We start from the raw sequence: 14951 nt of genomic DNA, 5'->3' as shown, positions 1-14951 counted from the left end.
TTTTTGCATCCGCACTTATTGCAGGCGACGGCCATGCCGTCTAATTCGTCCGGTGGCTTGCGATAATCAGCCGTACGGTCCGATACAGAAAGGGCTTGTACTGCTCGATTGGCAGCGGCTCCTCGAAGAGGATAGAATTATATCCGGCGGAACCGGCCAGTTCCACAATGGTAAAGAGCATGACATCTACGTCTTCATAGTCATACTCATCCTGCATGACCAGGCCTAAGAACTTGTCATAGAAATCTCCATCCGAATCCTCGCCCGTAATCAGGGCGGAGCGCAAGGCGCCCATCACCAGATTCTTGGAGATAAAGTTCAAAAGGGGCTTGTTATCTACCAAGGCATCGATGATATTGTCGATAATGAAGATCAACTGTTCTTCCAATCCCCGGATGTTCGATTTTTCCAGAGCATCCCCTGCCTTGTCGAATAATTCATGGGTCTTATGGGCTACCAGTTTGTTCTTAATATCGTATTTGTCCTTAAAATACAGATAGAAGGTACCTTTGGCAACCCCGGCCTTTTCTACGATATCGGAGATAGCAGTGGAGTTGATGCCTTTGGTGGTAAACAGTTCATAGGCGGTATTAAAAAGCGCTTCCTTCTTTTTTTTCTTGTTTTCGTCTACTTTTCCCATAATATCCGTGCTCCTTGGCTTCTATTATAACCAGAGTTTTCCTTTGTCTGCTATTAGTATAACAGAAAAATGACTAAAAGTCAAAAAAAGTATTGACTGTTAGTCATTTTAGGTGTATAGTTCTTACAGTAATAAATGACTATCGGTCATAATTGATACAAACTACGAAAAGAATGGAAGGAAGGGTTAGTCATGATGGTGAAAATCGGGAAGAAGATAGTAAAGTACCGGGTTGTCGTATTTATACTTGGCCTGCTGCTGCTGATTCCATCAGCGCTGGGGTACCTGAAGACAAGAGTCAATTATGATATCCTGTACTATCTGCCGGATAATATCGAGACGATGAAAGGGCAGGATATCCTGATGAAGGACTTTGGCAAAGGCGCATTTGCGATGGAGGTCGTGGAAGGCATGACCACAAAGCAGGAGGCCAAGGTCAAGGATAAGATAGAAAAGGTGGACGGAGTGGCGGAGGTCATCTGGTATGATTCCATTGCCGATGTGTCCGAACTTCCGATCAACGCGCTGCCAGGCGAGATCAAAGACGTATTCAATACGAAGGATGCCACGCTGATGGCCATATTCTTTGATGATACCACATCAGCCGACAGTACCATGGATGCCATTACAGAAATCAGGAGCATTACGAACAAGCAGTGCTATCTAAGCAGCATGTCGGCGGTGGTGACCGATATCAAGGCATTGTCTGAAAAGGAGACTCCGCTGTATGTGCTGATCGCGGTCGTCTTATCCTGCGTAGTGCTGTCCTTATTCATGGACTGCTGGATCATCCCGGTATTCTTCCTTGCAAGCATCGGAATGGCAATCCTATACAATATGGGAACCAACTATTTCCTTGGAGAGATATCCTATATTACCAAAGCCCTGAGCGCGGTGCTGCAGCTGGGCGTTACCATGGATTACTCCATCTTCCTGTGGCACAGCTACCAGGAGAATCAGTTGCGGTTCCCGGATGACAAGGAACGGGCCATGGCACATGCCATATCCAACACGTTTTCTTCGGTGGTCGGCAGTTCCATTACCACGGTGGCAGGGTTCATTGCCCTTTGCTTTATGAGTTTCACTCTTGGAAAAGACCTGGGTGTCGTTATGGCAAAAGGCGTAATCTTTGGAGTTATCAGCTGCGTGACGCTTCTTCCGTCCATGATTCTGATCTTTGACAAGGCAATTCAGAAAACGAGCCACAGATCGCTGATGCCAAAGATGGAAAAGCCGGCCAGGATGATTTCCAAATATTACGGCGTATTTATCGCTATCTTCCTGATCGTGCTGGGACCGGCGCTTTGGGGCTATACCAAGGCAGAGGTCTACTACAATCTGGATGCCACCCTTCCGAAATATCTGGACAGCATCAAGGCCAATGAAAAACTGTCCAAGGAGTTCGACATGAATGCCACCCATATGGTGCTGGCGGATGCAGATCTTGCTCCGAAGGAGGCCAAAGCCATGCTGGATGAGATGTCCGACGTTAAGGGCGTTAAATTTGCGCTGGGACTTGACAGCCTTCTGGGGCCTGCGATTCCGCGGGATATGATCCCGGATGAATTGACAGACGCGCTGCGGGAGGGAAATTATCAGCTGATCCTAGTGCAGTCAGAGTATAAGGTGGCGACAGACGCGGTCAATAAGCAGTGTACGAAGTTAAACAACATTATTAAGAAACATGATTCGTCCGCCATGCTGATCGGCGAGGCGCCTTGCACGAAGGATCTGATTACGATCACGGATAAGGACTTCAAAGTAGTAAGCGCCATATCCATAGTGGCAATCTTTATTATCATTGCCCTGGTATTCAAGTCCATATCGCTGCCGGTGATCCTGGTGTCAGTCATTGAATTTGCGATCTTCATCAACCTGGGGATTCCTTATTACACGGGAACCAAGATGCCGTTCATCGCATCCATTGTAATCGGCACCATCCAATTGGGGGCTACGGTTGATTATGCGATCCTGATGACGACCCGCTATAAGAAGGAACGGTGCAGAGGACAGGGAAAGAAAGAGGCAATCCGCATAGCGCTTTCTACGTCCATCTCATCCGTCATCGTGTCAGCCCTTGGATTCTTCGCGGCTACATTCGGAGTAGGGCTTTATTCGGACATTGATATGATCTCAGCCTTATGTACGTTGATGGCCAGGGGAGCGATCATCAGCATGTTTACGGTTATCTTCATACTCCCATCCATGCTGATGGTATTTGACGGGGCGATCTGCAAGACGACTCTGGATATGAGAGGCAAGGTAAAGAAGACGAATAAAGTAAAAGATAGCGTAGTAAAAGCTTAATCAGGAGGTAGGAATCATGAAGAACAGAGAATATAGAGCATTGTTGACATTCGCTTTGATGATGTCACTGGTAGTAAGCAGCGTGAAAGGGACGCCTTCCTACGTGTACGCAAAAGAAAATAGCGCAGTGGTATCTGAGGCCAAGACAGCGTCGGATCAAAAAGAGGAGTCGGCTTCTGAGAACGTTTCTGGCGCTAATGCCAGAAAAGATGAGACCGTATTCGCTAAAGTGGACGGCAGCGGGCAGGTGACAAGCGTCACGGTTTCGGACCAGTTGAAAAATGTCAGCAGCCAGAAGCAGATCCAGGATGTGTCTGATCTTAAGGAAATTGAAAATGTGAAGGGCGATGAGAAGTTCAAGCAGTTGGGAGATAGCCTGGTATGGTCCGGGGATCATAAGGATATCTGCTATCAGGGAACAACGGATAAGGAACTTCCGGTAGGCATCCGGATCTCCTATAAACTGGACGGAAAGGATATCAGCGAAAAAGAACTGAAAGGAAAGAGCGGACATCTGTCCATCCACTATGAGTATGAGAACACCACGGCAGATAAGAATCAGGCATACACGCCGTTTCTTATGGTGACCGGCCTGATGCTGGATACGGAGAAGTTCTCCAATGTGACCATTGACAATGGAAAGATCGTATCCGACGGAAGCAAAGACTTGGCTATTGGCATGGGAATTCCAAAGATGAAGGAAGAATTGGGCGTAGAGGATCTGGATATTCCGGATTCCTTCGTGGTGGAGGCGGACGTGACGGATTATGACACCATAGAAGGGATTACCGTCGCGACCAATGACTTATTCAACCAGCTGGATACAGACCAGTTTGACAGCCTGGATGACCTGAATGATTCCATGGGACAGTTGAAAAGCGCTGCCGACCAGCTGGTCAGCGGCTCCGGCGAACTCAAAGCCGGGCTTGACACGCTGCTGGCCTCCTCCGGGACATTGATTGATGGAATAGACCAACTCTCAACCGGCAGCAAGACATTGAAGGATGGAACCAATACGCTCCAGACGGGAGCAGGCGCATTAAAGGACGGCGCAGGCCAGGTGGCCGCGGGAGCCGCCAATGCTGCGGACAGCACGGCGAAGCAGCTGGTTCCGGGCGTACAGGCGCTGGACCAGGGCGTATCCGATATGCAGAACCAGTTAGGTCAGGGGATTCCGCGGTTATCTGAAGGCGTGAAGCAATTAAGCCAGGGCGCGGCCCAGGCAGGAGACGGGGCTAAGAGTCTGGATGCAGGCGTTGATGCGGCGGCCCAGGGAGCAGGACAGTTAAAGAATGGCATTCAGGACGCATCCAATACGGCAGGCCAGCTGGCAGGAGCGGCGCAGCAGGTTGCAAATTATGTAAAGAACAACGGCCAGGTTACCGTTAACACGGAGGTTTCTGTGGCGGCTTTTAATGACAACAGCAATGCCATCGCCCAGTTAAGGGCGCTTAAGACGGAGGAAAATGCGCAGGCCATTGAAAATATCATCAGCCAGTTAGAGGCACCGCAGCAGGTGCCGGTAACCCAGAGCGTATCTTTGGAGGCGACTATAGGGGATACTGCACAGAAGGTCGCAGATGGACTGTCTGGCCTAAGCGCAACCCTCAAAACTCCCAGCCCAGAAAACCCAGAAGCGGGAGTAATTGGCGCAGGAATTGCCAATTTGTATGGAACCTTAAGTTCAACGGCAGGCGAGACGGTAAAAGCAGGCTCCTCCCAATTGAATGCGGCGCTTAATACCAGCGTGGAAGGCCAGTTCACATGCTTAAGGGATGGCACGGCAGCCCTGGATGCCCAGGTCAATGGCGAGGGCGGCCTGGTAGAGCAGTTGAATAATGGCGTGGCAAGCCTCAAAGGCGGCACAGGCATGCTGCTTCGCGGCAAAGATGGAAAGAGCGGCGTACTGGCGCTGTCCAAGGGCCTGAATGACTTGTCAGCCGGAGCGGGAGAGGTTGTGACAGGAACGACAAAACTTTCCTCCGGGGCAAAGGATCTAAACAGCGGAGCAGGAGCGCTCGCATCAGGAATCGGCGCGTTAAAGTCCGGGTCCGGCGCTTTGGTAGACGGCGTGACACAGCTGGATGACGGAGCAGGAGCCTTAAGCGAAGGCATGATCCAGTTCAACGAGGATGGCATTAAGAAACTGGTCAGCGCATTTGACGGAGATATATCCGGAATGCTTGATAAGCTCAATGGCATGCTGGATGCCTCCAAGGAATATAAGAACTTTGCCGGTATTTCTGACGGCATGGACGGAGAAGTGAAGTTCGTATTTGTCACAGAGAAATAATCATAGCACGCAGGCAGGATGCCCGGGGAATCACTCTTGATTTTCCGGGCATCTTCTGTGCATAATTCTATACACTTTTTGGATAATTCTGTTATACTATATATGGTGTGGGAGTGTCAGGATAAAAGGAGTGAAGGGATGGAAGCATATACGAATTTTGCCGAAGTATATGATACGTTTATGGACAATGTGCCTTATGACGAGTGGGCAGATTATATAGAAAGAATGTTGAAGGAGTACCAGATAAGTGACGGGCTGGTGCTGGAACTTGGCTGCGGAACAGGAAGCATGACAGAGTTGCTCTCAGCAAAGGGCTATGATATGATAGGCGTGGATAATTCCGAGGATATGCTGGAAATTGCCATGGAAAAGCGCCTGAACAGCGGCCATGACATCCTGTACCTGCTGCAGGATATGCGGGAGTTCGAACTGTATGGCACGGTGAGGGCGGTGCTAAGCGTCTGCGATTCCGTGAATTATGTGACGGATGAAGAAGAATTACAGGAAGTATTCCGTCTGGTGAATAATTATCTGGATCCCCAGGGTATATTTATCTTTGACTTTAATACAGAATATAAATACCGGGAAGTATTGGGAGATGGAACGTTCGCGGAAGAGCGGGAGGAATGTAGTTTTATCTGGGATAATTATTATGATGAGGAGCAGGGGATCAATGAATATGAACTGACCTTGTTTGTGCAGAGCCAGGAAGATCCTGAACTGTACCGGAAATACCAGGAGGCGCATTACCAGAAGGCGTACACTTTGGAAAAGATAAAGAATCTGATCGAGCGGGCAGGGCTTAGATACCTTACGGCTTATGATGCCTATACCAGGGATGTGCCCATGTATGACAGCGAGCGCATCTGCGTGATTGCCCAGGAATATGGAAAATAAAAAAGGAGTATGAGAATGGAAGATTATATTGTAAGAGCGACAGCGGCAAATAACCAGATCCGGGCATTTGCCGCTACAACAAGAGAAATGGTAGAGACGGCAAGGGAGCATCATAACACCAGCCCTGTGGCTACGGCGGCTCTTGGACGTCTGCTGAGCGCTGGCGCTATGATGGGGAGCATGATGAAGAATGATACGGACATGCTGACCCTCCAGATCCGGGGGGACGGGCCTCTGGGCGGGATAACCGTTACAGCGGACAGCAAGGCCAATGTAAAAGGCTATGTCAATAATCCTGATGTGCTGCTTCCGGCTAAAAACGGGAAGCTGGATGTAGGAGGCGCTGTCGGCATCGGACTTTTACAGGTAATCAAAGATATGGGGCTCAAAGAGCCATACTCCGGACAGACGATCCTGGTCAGCAGCGAGATCGCGGAGGATCTGACCTATTACTTTGCCAATTCTGAGCAGGTGCCGTCTTCTGTGGGACTTGGAGTGCTGATGAATAAGAACAATACGGTGCGCCGCGCCGGCGGATTCATCATCCAGCTGATGCCATTTGCGCAGGAGGAGACGATCGCCAGGCTGGAGGAGAATCTTAAGAATATCACCTCCGTGACTGAACTGCTGGATCGAGGCTATACGCCCCAGCAACTGCTGGAGGAACTTCTGGCAGGCTTGGACCTTGAGATTACGGATACGGTTCCGACCCGGTTTTACTGCAACTGCTCCAAGGAACGGGTAGAAAAGGCGATCGTAAGCGTAGGCAAAAAGGAGATCCAGAAGATGATCGATGACGGGGAAGAGATTGAAGTAAAATGCCATTTCTGTAATGCGGCATATAAGTATTCAGTGGATGAACTGAAAGAAATTATAAAACGGAGCAAATAAGAAAGCGGGAGGATGAAGATGAGACATGGATTTGTAAAGGTAGCGGCAGCCACTCCGGATATCAGGGTGGCGGATGTTACCTATAATACAGAAAAGATCTGCGGCCTGATTGACGAGACTGTCAAGGAAGGAGCCAAGGTGGTGGCATTCCCGGAATTGTGCGTGACGGGATATACCTGCGGCGACCTGTTTACCCAGGAAGTACTGCTTCAAGAGGCTAGGGCAGCCCTCCATAAGATCGCGAGCCATACAAAAGGAAAGGACGCGCTGATCTTTGTCGGCGTTCCTGTGGCGGTGGAGGGAAAACTGTACAACGTGGCGGCTGCCCTGAACCAGGGAAAGATCTTAGGCCTGACCACCAAAAGCTTCCTTCCAAACTATGGAGAATTCTATGAGATGCGCCAGTTTACCGAGGGACCGTCTGTGGCAAGGGAGATTCTGTTTGATGGAGAGAAGATGCCCTTTGGACCACAGCTTCTGTTCGTGGCAGATTCCATGGAATCGCTGGTGGTTTCCGCAGAGATCTGCGAAGATGCCTGGTCCAGCGTTCCTCCCAGCATAGAGGCCGCAAGGGAAGGGGCAGTGATCATCGCAAACTGCTCCGCCAGCGATGAGACCGTCGGAAAATCCACCTACAGAAGAAATTTGATAGAAGGCCAGTCCGCCCGCCTGATCTGCGGATATCTCTATGCAAATGCGGGAGAAGGGGAGTCTACCACGGATCTGGTATTTGGCGGACATAATCTGATCGCCGAGAACGGGAGCGTGCTGAAAGAAGGCAGGCGCTTTGAAAATGGCGTTATCTACACAGAGATTGACATCAAGCGTCTGCTTGGGGAGAGAAGGAAGAATACCACCTTCCAGACTGCGAAAGAGCCGAAGCTGATCCGCGTACCATTTACGATCTGCAAGGAGGAGACCGCGCTTACCAGGACGTTTCCTTCCAGGCCCTTCGTGCCGGAAGAAGAAGGCGAGCGAGCGCGGCGCTGCGAGGAGATTCTGATGATCCAGGCCATGGGGCTTAAGAAGCGGATCTCCCATGCAAGGGCGAAAAGCGCGGTAGTCGGAATCTCCGGCGGCTTAGATTCTACCCTGGCGCTGCTGGTGACTGCAAAGGCATTCGATGCCCTCGGGATGGAGCGAAAAGACATCGTTGCGGTGACCATGCCCTGCTTTGGGACAACAGACAGGACGTATCAGAATGCCTGCAAGATGTCCCGCAAGCTGGGAGCCACATTGAGAGAGATCCCGATCGGAGCATCCGTCGAGCAGCATTTTAAGGATATTGGCCATGATCTTGACGATCACAGCGTCACTTATGAGAACTCCCAGGCAAGGGAGCGGACCCAGGTGCTGATGGATGTGGCCAACCAGGCAGGCGGAATCGTGATCGGTACCGGAGACATGTCGGAACTGGCCTTGGGATGGGCAACCTACAATGGAGATCATATGTCCATGTATGGAGTAAATGCATCCGTTCCCAAAACTCTGGTAAGGCATCTGGTGCACTACTATGCGGACTCCTGCGAGGATGCGGAACTAAAAGCCGTGCTCTATGATGTGCTGGACACGCCCGTAAGCCCGGAACTGCTTCCTCCAAAGGACGGAGAGATCGCGCAGAAGACGGAAGATCTGGTAGGGCCATACGAATTACATGACTTTTTCCTGTACTATCTGCTCAGATTCGGATATGAGCCGGGAAAGATATACCGGATTGCAAAACGCTCCTTTGAAGGAGAGTACGATGAGGAGACCATCTATAAGTGGCTTCACACTTTCTGCCGGAGATTCTTCACCCAGCAGTTCAAGCGTTCCTGCCTGCCGGATGGCCCAAAAGTGGGAACCGTGGCCCTCTCGCCGAGGGGAGACTGGAGAATGCCAAGCGATGCCTGCTCAGATGTATGGCTGGAAGAATTAGAAAAGGAACGCAAGAAGTAAAGGAGATGAATGGAATGAAGGGCAATAAAGAACTTGCTGTCAAAAAGTTTAAGCAAGGTTACAATTGCTGCCAGGCAGTGGCCTGCGCATACTGCGAGGAACTGGGCGTCAAGGAGGAGGATGTCTTCCGGCTGACCGAAGGGTTCGGCCTTGGCATGGGAGGCCTTCGGGATACCTGCGGGGCCGTAACGGGAATGTTCCTGGTGATAAGCCTGGCAAACAGCGCCGGCGATATGGAACATCCTCTGAAGACCAAGATGGATACCTATGCCAGATTCCGGGAGGCTGCCAGGAAGTTTACGGAAAAGAACGGTTCCATCTATTGCCGGGATCTTAAGAACATGGATGGGCCTCAGCCGCTGATCTGCTGTACCCAATGCGTGGAGGACGCGGCTGCGCTGATTGATGAGATGGAATTTGGACAAGAGTCGTAGCAGAATAGAAAATTGACAAAGGGCAGGCAAAAGCATTTTAAGAAAATAAGACCGGGATCTGACGCCATGGCAGGCGCGGATTCCGGCCTTATTCTTTTTCTGTTCGTTTCTTAGAACTTGAGATCCTTGAACAGATCTCCAAGGCTGGTTCCGATGTTCTCAGATTTAGGAATCTCCACTTTTTCTACCGGTTCTTCCTGTACCTCTTCCAAAGCCTTCATGCTGAGGCTGATCTTGCCGTCTTTTACGCCAATGATCTTAACGCCTACTTCCTGGCCTTCCGTCAGCACGTCTTTCGGTGATTTCACGCGCTTCTGGCTGATCTGGGAGATATGCACCAGGCCGGACAGCCCGTCTTCCAGGCGTACGAATGCGCCGTAGTTCTGCAGGCTTTCTACCTTGCCGGTCAGAACGCTGCCTACTTTGACATTGGCAATCTTTTCTTCCATGGCTTTTTTCTCTTTCTCCTTGAGGATTTCACGAGCAGACAGCACGAGGCGGTTGTTTGCCTGGTCTACGTCGATGACCCTGACCTCGATATCCTTTAAAAGATACGTCTCCAGATCCTCGATATAAGATAAGGACAGTTTGGATGCAGGAATGAATCCTCTCAGTCCCTCTACCATGGCAATGGCGCCGCCGTTAACGATACCTTCTACCTTTACCGGAAGAACGGTCTTGTTGTCCATATATGACTGCACCAGATTCCATGGATTGGCATCGTCGAAATATTCCTCCAGATCTGCCATTGTTTCTTCTTGCTTTGCTTCTTCTTGTAATAATTCTTCGCTCATAGTATTATCCCTTCCTAATAGTAAGACTCATATGCTTTCACATGCTGTTTCTAGTATAGCATATAATGGCAGGTATGTTCAAAGAAAAAAACACATATTCTGGAATTTGTGGTTGACGAAACCCTAAAAAGATGGCACTCTTACTTTAAGAACTTATGATTAGGGGATGTTGAACTATGGGAAAGAAATCAAGCAAGGTATACATTGTGGGACATAAGAATCCGGATACGGATTCCATCTGCTCGGCCATTGCATACGCGCACTTGAAACGCGAAGTTACGGGGAATGAATACGTTGCGAAAAGAGCGGGGCAGATCAATGAAGAGACGCATTACGTGCTGCAGAAATTCAAGGTGGACGCGCCGGATCTGCTTCAGAATGTCAAACTTCAGGTCAAGGACATGGACATACATAAGATTGATGGAGTTGAGCCAAATGTGTCCATCAAAGACACCTGGGCAAAGATGAAGGAAAACAATGTAAAGACCATTCCGATCCTGAAGGATGAGGAACTGGTCGGCGTCATCTCGACAGGGGACATTGCCACGTCTTATATGGATGTCTATGATAACCGGGTACTTTCAGACGCCAAGACGCAGTATAAGAATATCATCAGGACCTTGGACGGCACCTTGGTCACCGGCAATGAGCACGGCTATTTTACAAAGGGGAAGGTGGCGATCGGAGCCTCCAATCCGGACTTGATGGCAGAGTTCATTGAGAAGGATGATCTGGTTATACTGGGGAACCGGTACGAATCCCAGGCCTGCGCGGTAGATATTGATGCCAGCTGCCTGGTGGTCTGCCAGGGAGCCAAGGTATCGGAAGAACTGGTGCAGAAGGCAGAAGAAAGAAGTATCGTCATTATCAGCACGCCTCATGATACATTTACGGCAGCCAGGCTGATCAACCAGAGCATCCCGGTCAAGCATTTTATGAGCAAGATGCCTCTGGTTACCTTCCGTATGAGCGACTACGTGGAAGATATCAAGGAAGTCATGACAAAGAAAAAGTTCCGCGATTTCCCCATACTGGACCGGCATGGCCGCTTTAAGGGCTTTATCTCCAGGCGGCGCTTCATGGATGTAAGCAAGAAGAAGGTGATCCTTGTGGATCACAATGAGAAGTCCCAGGCAGTGGACGGCATCGAAGAAGCTGATATCGTGGAGATCATTGACCATCACAGACTGGGGAATATTGAGACCATAGGGCCGGTGTTCTTTCGGAACCAGCCGGTTGGCTGTACGGCGACGATCGTCTATCAGATGTACGAGGAGGCCGGCGTTAAGATCACGCCAACCATCGCCGGGCTTCTGTGCTCCGCGATTATATCCGATACCCTGCTGTTCCGTTCTCCTACCTGTACTGCTGTGGACGAGAGGGCAGCAAAGAGGCTGGCCAAGATTGCAGGCATCAACCTGGAGCAGATGGCTCAGGAGATGTTCCGGGCAGGAAGCAGCCTGAAGGGAAAGAGCGCGGAGGACATCTGCTTCCAGGACTTCAAGCAGTTTACGGTCAATGACATCGTGTTCGGCGTGGGGCAGATTAACTCCATGAACCGGGATGAGTTAGAAGAAATCAAGAAGACCCTGATACCGCATATGCCGAAGGTATTGGAATCTCATAAGCTGCAGATGATCTATTTCATGCTGACGGATATCCTGGATGAATCTACGGAACTGCTGTGCTTCGGCAATGGGGCAAAGGCGTATATCATAGATGCCTATGATCTGAGAGAGGATACGGATAAGATTATCCTGAAAGGCGTGGTATCCAGAAAGAAACAGCTGATTCCGACTCTGGTGGGAGCGCTTCAGCAATAGGCATACAGGAAATATTGAAAAAGACAGGAAGGAATGAAAGAATGGGAAGACAGGTGTGGAGGCCGGGCAATATGCTGTATCCGTTGCCCGCGGTGATGGTAAGCTCGGCGGATAAGGAAGGAAATGCCAATATATTGACGGTGGCATGGACAGGAACAGTCTGTTCAGATCCAGCCATGCTCTATATCTCCGTCAGGCCGGAGCGGTATTCCTATCACATGATCAAGGAGACCGGCGAATTCGTGGTCAACCTGACCACAGAGTCGCTGGCCTATGCTACAGACTGGTGCGGCGTCAGATCCGGGAAAGATGTAGATAAATGGACAAAGATGCATCTGACAAAAGGTGCGGCCGAGAAACTGCGCTATGCACCGACTATACAGGAAAGTCCGGTGAATATCGAATGTAAGGTGACAGAAGTGAAGGAACTGGGAACGCATCATATGTTTCTGGCAGAAGTGGCAGCCGTCCAGGTAGATGAAGCATATATGAAAAAGAACGGGAAATTCGAACTGAATTCCACAGGACTTTTGACCTATTCCCATGGAGAATACTTAAGCCTTGGGAAGCCCCTTGGGAAATTCGGATGGAGCGTGAAAAAGAAGAGATAGCAAAAAGGATATGTCCTGCCACTTTGTGGCGGACATATCCTTTTTGCTGTATCAGCCTTCCAATGGCTTTACCTTTAGCCGGTAGATGCGCCGAAGGAGTAGGGTGGACAGGATAACGGAGACGATCTCCGCGATCGGGATGGACCACCATACCATGGAAAGTCCGAAAAATCTGGCAAACAGATAGGCAACCGGAAGGATTACCAGGAGCTGCCTGGCAACAGATACGATCAGGCTGTAAACGCCGTTGCCAAGCGCCTGGAAGACAGAGCCTACGATGATACAGTAGCCCGCAAACAGGAAACTGAGGCTGATGATCCGAAGCGCGGGCACGCCGATGGACAGCATGTTCTCGGAAGCGTCGAACAGATTCTTAAGCAGGAATCCAGAGCAGGTCTGGAAGATGATCAGACCTATGATCATAATCGTTACGGCGATCAGGACGCTTAACTTGGCGGCCTGCGTGATACGTTTCTTATTCCTGGCGCCGTAATTGTAGGCGATGATCGGAATCATGCCGTTATTCAGTCCGAATACCGGCATGAATATAAAACTCTGCAGCTTGAAGTACACGCCAAATACAGCAGCAGCCGTAGAAGAAAACATGAGCAGGATCTTATTCATTCCAAATGTCATGACAGATCCGATAGCCTGCATAATAATAGACGGAACGCCTACTTCATAGATGATGGCAATGGTCTTAGCGTGGGGACGGAATCCCTTCAGGCTGATATTGATCTCTTTATTCCTGGTAGCATTAAAATAAAAGGACATGGACACTGCCACCACCTGTCCGGTTATGGTAGCCAGGGCTGCCCCGGCGACTTCCATCCTGGGGAAGCCGAACAGTCCAAAGATCATGATGGGATCCAGGATGATATTGATGATGGCTCCGGTTCCCTGGGTAATCATGTTGTAAATGGTTTTTCCGGTTGACTGCATCAGACGCTCGAAGGTAATCTGCAGGAAGATCCCTGCGGAACACAGCGTGATGATGGTAAGATATTCCGTGCCATATTTGACGATGGTCTGGTTATCCGTCTGCAAGGCAAAGAAGAAGTGGGAGCCCAGAAGTCCAACTACGGCAAATACGATACAGCTTGCAATTCCAAGGAACAGGCCATTCTTGGCAGCACTGTCAGCGCCTTCAAAATTCTTTTCTCCCAGATTCCTGGAAAGCAGCGCATTGATGCCGACGCCAGTACCGGATGCTACCGCGATCATCAGCGTCTGAATCGGAAAGGCAAGCGACACTGCGGTCAGGGCGTCCTCGCTGAGCTGGGCAACAAACATGCTGTCTACAATATTGTACAGTGCCTGCACAAGCATGGAGATCATCATGGGCAGAGACATAGTGATCAATAGTTTCGGAACCGGCATGGTTCCCATTTTATTTTCCCTTTCGGGATATTCTTTCGTCTGTATATCTGACATATTTTTTCCTCCTAAATAACATTGGCTATTATAACATTCTCCAATATATATTGCAATGGCTTACATACTGCTTTGCATATCCTCATATACATGAAATGAAGCGCAGATCATCAGAGGTAGTGCCGGATGGAGAGAATCAAGAGGCATAAAATAAAGATATTATGCGGGCTGCTATATACCTTCTGCCTGTTCAACCTGCTGGGAATATCCATGCATACCGGGCAGAATGAAAACAAGCCTGCAAAGGAAGCCGCAGAGGAGAGAGCCGTGACGGATGCGGTGGAGTATGTAAGTTCTACTATGGTAGCGGAGGCTCCGAAGATCGCCATTACATTCGATGACGGGCCAAGCGTCCATTGTACGGGAAGGCTCTTGGACGGACTGAAGGAAAGAAATGTAAAAGCCACTTTCTTTCTGATCGGAAAGAATGCCAAGGAAAATCCCGAACTTGTGAAACGGCTGTTTGAAGAAGGGCATCTGATCGGAAACCATACATACAACCATGTGGATATCGCCAAGGTATCGGACGACGAGGCTAAAAAAGAGATCCTGGATACGGATGAGGCAATCTTCTCAATTACGGGAAAGCATGTGGAATACATGAGGCCGCCTTTTGGGATATGGCAGCGCAGGCTGGAATTAGACCTGGAAGTGATGCCGGTCATATGGAGCATAGATCCGCTGGACTGGACCACGGAGAATGTGGATGAAATTGTGAATAAAGTAGTGACGGAAGCCGAGGAAAATGATATTATTCTATTGCATGACTGTTATGATTCCAGCGTGGATGCTGCCCTTCGCATTGTAGATATCCTTAAGGAGAAGGGGTTCGAGTTTGTAACCGTGGATGAATTGATCCTGGATTAGATAAAATGAAAAGGTATAGATG

General features: G+C 49.6%; 12 protein-coding genes. 9 read left to right on the top strand and 3 right to left on the bottom strand.

The window, feature by feature from the left end:
* Positions 1-40: 40 nt before the first annotated feature.
* Positions 41-640, bottom strand: coding sequence for a TetR/AcrR family transcriptional regulator (locus HDCHBGLK_RS17030; protein ID WP_004605115.1), 600 nt, complete (start codon positions 638-640; stop codon positions 41-43).
* A 195-nt stretch (positions 641-835) separates the two neighbouring features.
* Here HDCHBGLK_RS17030 and HDCHBGLK_RS17025 point away from each other — a divergent pair, with 195 nt between their 5' ends.
* The 6 genes from HDCHBGLK_RS17025 (at position 836) to HDCHBGLK_RS17000 (ending at position 9400) form a co-directional block, all read left to right on the top strand.
* Positions 836-2947, top strand: a complete 2112-nt coding sequence (locus HDCHBGLK_RS17025; protein WP_039909281.1) for an efflux RND transporter permease subunit — start codon at positions 836-838, stop codon at positions 2945-2947.
* 16 nt (positions 2948-2963) lie between these two features.
* Positions 2964-5240 carry a methyl-accepting chemotaxis protein gene (locus HDCHBGLK_RS17020; RefSeq protein ID WP_004605117.1) on the top strand — a complete coding sequence of 759 codons (2277 nt, stop codon included), beginning with the start codon at positions 2964-2966 and terminating at the stop codon, positions 5238-5240.
* Between the two features lie 138 nt (positions 5241-5378).
* A complete protein-coding gene (locus HDCHBGLK_RS17015; RefSeq protein WP_009248606.1) occupies positions 5379-6137 on the top strand; it encodes a class I SAM-dependent DNA methyltransferase in 759 nt (252 codons plus the stop codon).
* A gap of 15 nt (positions 6138-6152) precedes the next feature.
* Positions 6153-7028: an Hsp33 family molecular chaperone HslO gene (hslO, locus tag HDCHBGLK_RS17010; RefSeq protein WP_009248605.1), complete on the top strand. Its 876-nt coding sequence runs from the start codon at positions 6153-6155 to the stop codon at positions 7026-7028.
* An 18-nt stretch (positions 7029-7046) separates the two neighbouring features.
* Positions 7047-8966 (top strand): NAD(+) synthase, encoded by a 1920-nt coding sequence (locus tag HDCHBGLK_RS17005; protein ID WP_039909263.1) that lies wholly within the window; start codon positions 7047-7049, stop codon positions 8964-8966.
* 14 nt (positions 8967-8980) lie between these two features.
* The gene (locus HDCHBGLK_RS17000) at positions 8981-9400 is read left to right on the top strand and encodes a C-GCAxxG-C-C family protein (protein WP_009248603.1); all 420 of its coding nucleotides are present in this window, start codon (positions 8981-8983) and stop codon (positions 9398-9400) included.
* A gap of 110 nt (positions 9401-9510) precedes the next feature.
* On the opposite strand, the gene HDCHBGLK_RS16995 is transcribed toward HDCHBGLK_RS17000, so the two are convergent.
* The gene (locus tag HDCHBGLK_RS16995) at positions 9511-10194 is read right to left on the bottom strand and encodes a S1 RNA-binding domain-containing protein (protein WP_004605122.1); all 684 of its coding nucleotides are present in this window, start codon (positions 10192-10194) and stop codon (positions 9511-9513) included.
* Between the two features lie 176 nt (positions 10195-10370).
* On the opposite strand from HDCHBGLK_RS16995, the gene HDCHBGLK_RS16990 reads away from it, so the two are divergent.
* On the top strand, positions 10371-12017 hold the full coding sequence (locus tag HDCHBGLK_RS16990; protein WP_004605123.1) for a putative manganese-dependent inorganic diphosphatase: 1647 nt from the start codon (positions 10371-10373) through the stop codon (positions 12015-12017).
* Positions 12018-12058: 41 nt separating this feature from the next.
* Positions 12059-12628 (top strand): flavin reductase family protein, encoded by a 570-nt coding sequence (locus tag HDCHBGLK_RS16985; RefSeq protein ID WP_004605124.1) that lies wholly within the window; start codon positions 12059-12061, stop codon positions 12626-12628.
* 51 nt (positions 12629-12679) lie between these two features.
* On the opposite strand, the gene HDCHBGLK_RS16980 is transcribed toward HDCHBGLK_RS16985, so the two are convergent.
* Positions 12680-14062, bottom strand: a complete 1383-nt coding sequence (locus HDCHBGLK_RS16980; protein WP_004605125.1) for an MATE family efflux transporter — start codon at positions 14060-14062, stop codon at positions 12680-12682.
* Positions 14063-14188: 126 nt separating this feature from the next.
* On the opposite strand from HDCHBGLK_RS16980, the gene HDCHBGLK_RS16975 reads away from it, so the two are divergent.
* The gene (locus HDCHBGLK_RS16975) at positions 14189-14929 is read left to right on the top strand and encodes a polysaccharide deacetylase family protein (RefSeq protein ID WP_004605126.1); all 741 of its coding nucleotides are present in this window, start codon (positions 14189-14191) and stop codon (positions 14927-14929) included.
* Positions 14930-14951: the final 22 nt, after the last annotated feature.

This window comes from [Clostridium] scindens ATCC 35704, assembly GCF_004295125.1.
GTDB lineage: Bacteria > Bacillota > Clostridia > Lachnospirales > Lachnospiraceae > Clostridium_AP > Clostridium_AP scindens.
Note: the sequence above shows the minus strand (reverse complement) of the source record. Positions and strands in the feature narration are given on the sequence as shown.

Coding starts and splice junctions, on each gene's coding strand:
- HDCHBGLK_RS17030 (WP_004605115.1), bottom strand. CDS start 640: ATGGGAAAAGTAGACGAAAACAAGAAAAAAAAGAAGGAAGCGCTTTTT.
- HDCHBGLK_RS17025 (WP_039909281.1), top strand. CDS start 836: ATGGTGAAAATCGGGAAGAAGATAGTAAAGTACCGGGTTGTCGTATTT.
- HDCHBGLK_RS17020 (WP_004605117.1), top strand. CDS start 2,964: ATGAAGAACAGAGAATATAGAGCATTGTTGACATTCGCTTTGATGATG.
- HDCHBGLK_RS17015 (WP_009248606.1), top strand. CDS start 5,379: ATGGAAGCATATACGAATTTTGCCGAAGTATATGATACGTTTATGGAC.
- hslO (WP_009248605.1), top strand. CDS start 6,153: ATGGAAGATTATATTGTAAGAGCGACAGCGGCAAATAACCAGATCCGG.
- HDCHBGLK_RS17005 (WP_039909263.1), top strand. CDS start 7,047: ATGAGACATGGATTTGTAAAGGTAGCGGCAGCCACTCCGGATATCAGG.
- HDCHBGLK_RS17000 (WP_009248603.1), top strand. CDS start 8,981: ATGAAGGGCAATAAAGAACTTGCTGTCAAAAAGTTTAAGCAAGGTTAC.
- HDCHBGLK_RS16995 (WP_004605122.1), bottom strand. CDS start 10,194: ATGAGCGAAGAATTATTACAAGAAGAAGCAAAGCAAGAAGAAACAATG.
- HDCHBGLK_RS16990 (WP_004605123.1), top strand. CDS start 10,371: ATGGGAAAGAAATCAAGCAAGGTATACATTGTGGGACATAAGAATCCG.
- HDCHBGLK_RS16985 (WP_004605124.1), top strand. CDS start 12,059: ATGGGAAGACAGGTGTGGAGGCCGGGCAATATGCTGTATCCGTTGCCC.
- HDCHBGLK_RS16980 (WP_004605125.1), bottom strand. CDS start 14,062: ATGTCAGATATACAGACGAAAGAATATCCCGAAAGGGAAAATAAAATG.
- HDCHBGLK_RS16975 (WP_004605126.1), top strand. CDS start 14,189: ATGGAGAGAATCAAGAGGCATAAAATAAAGATATTATGCGGGCTGCTA.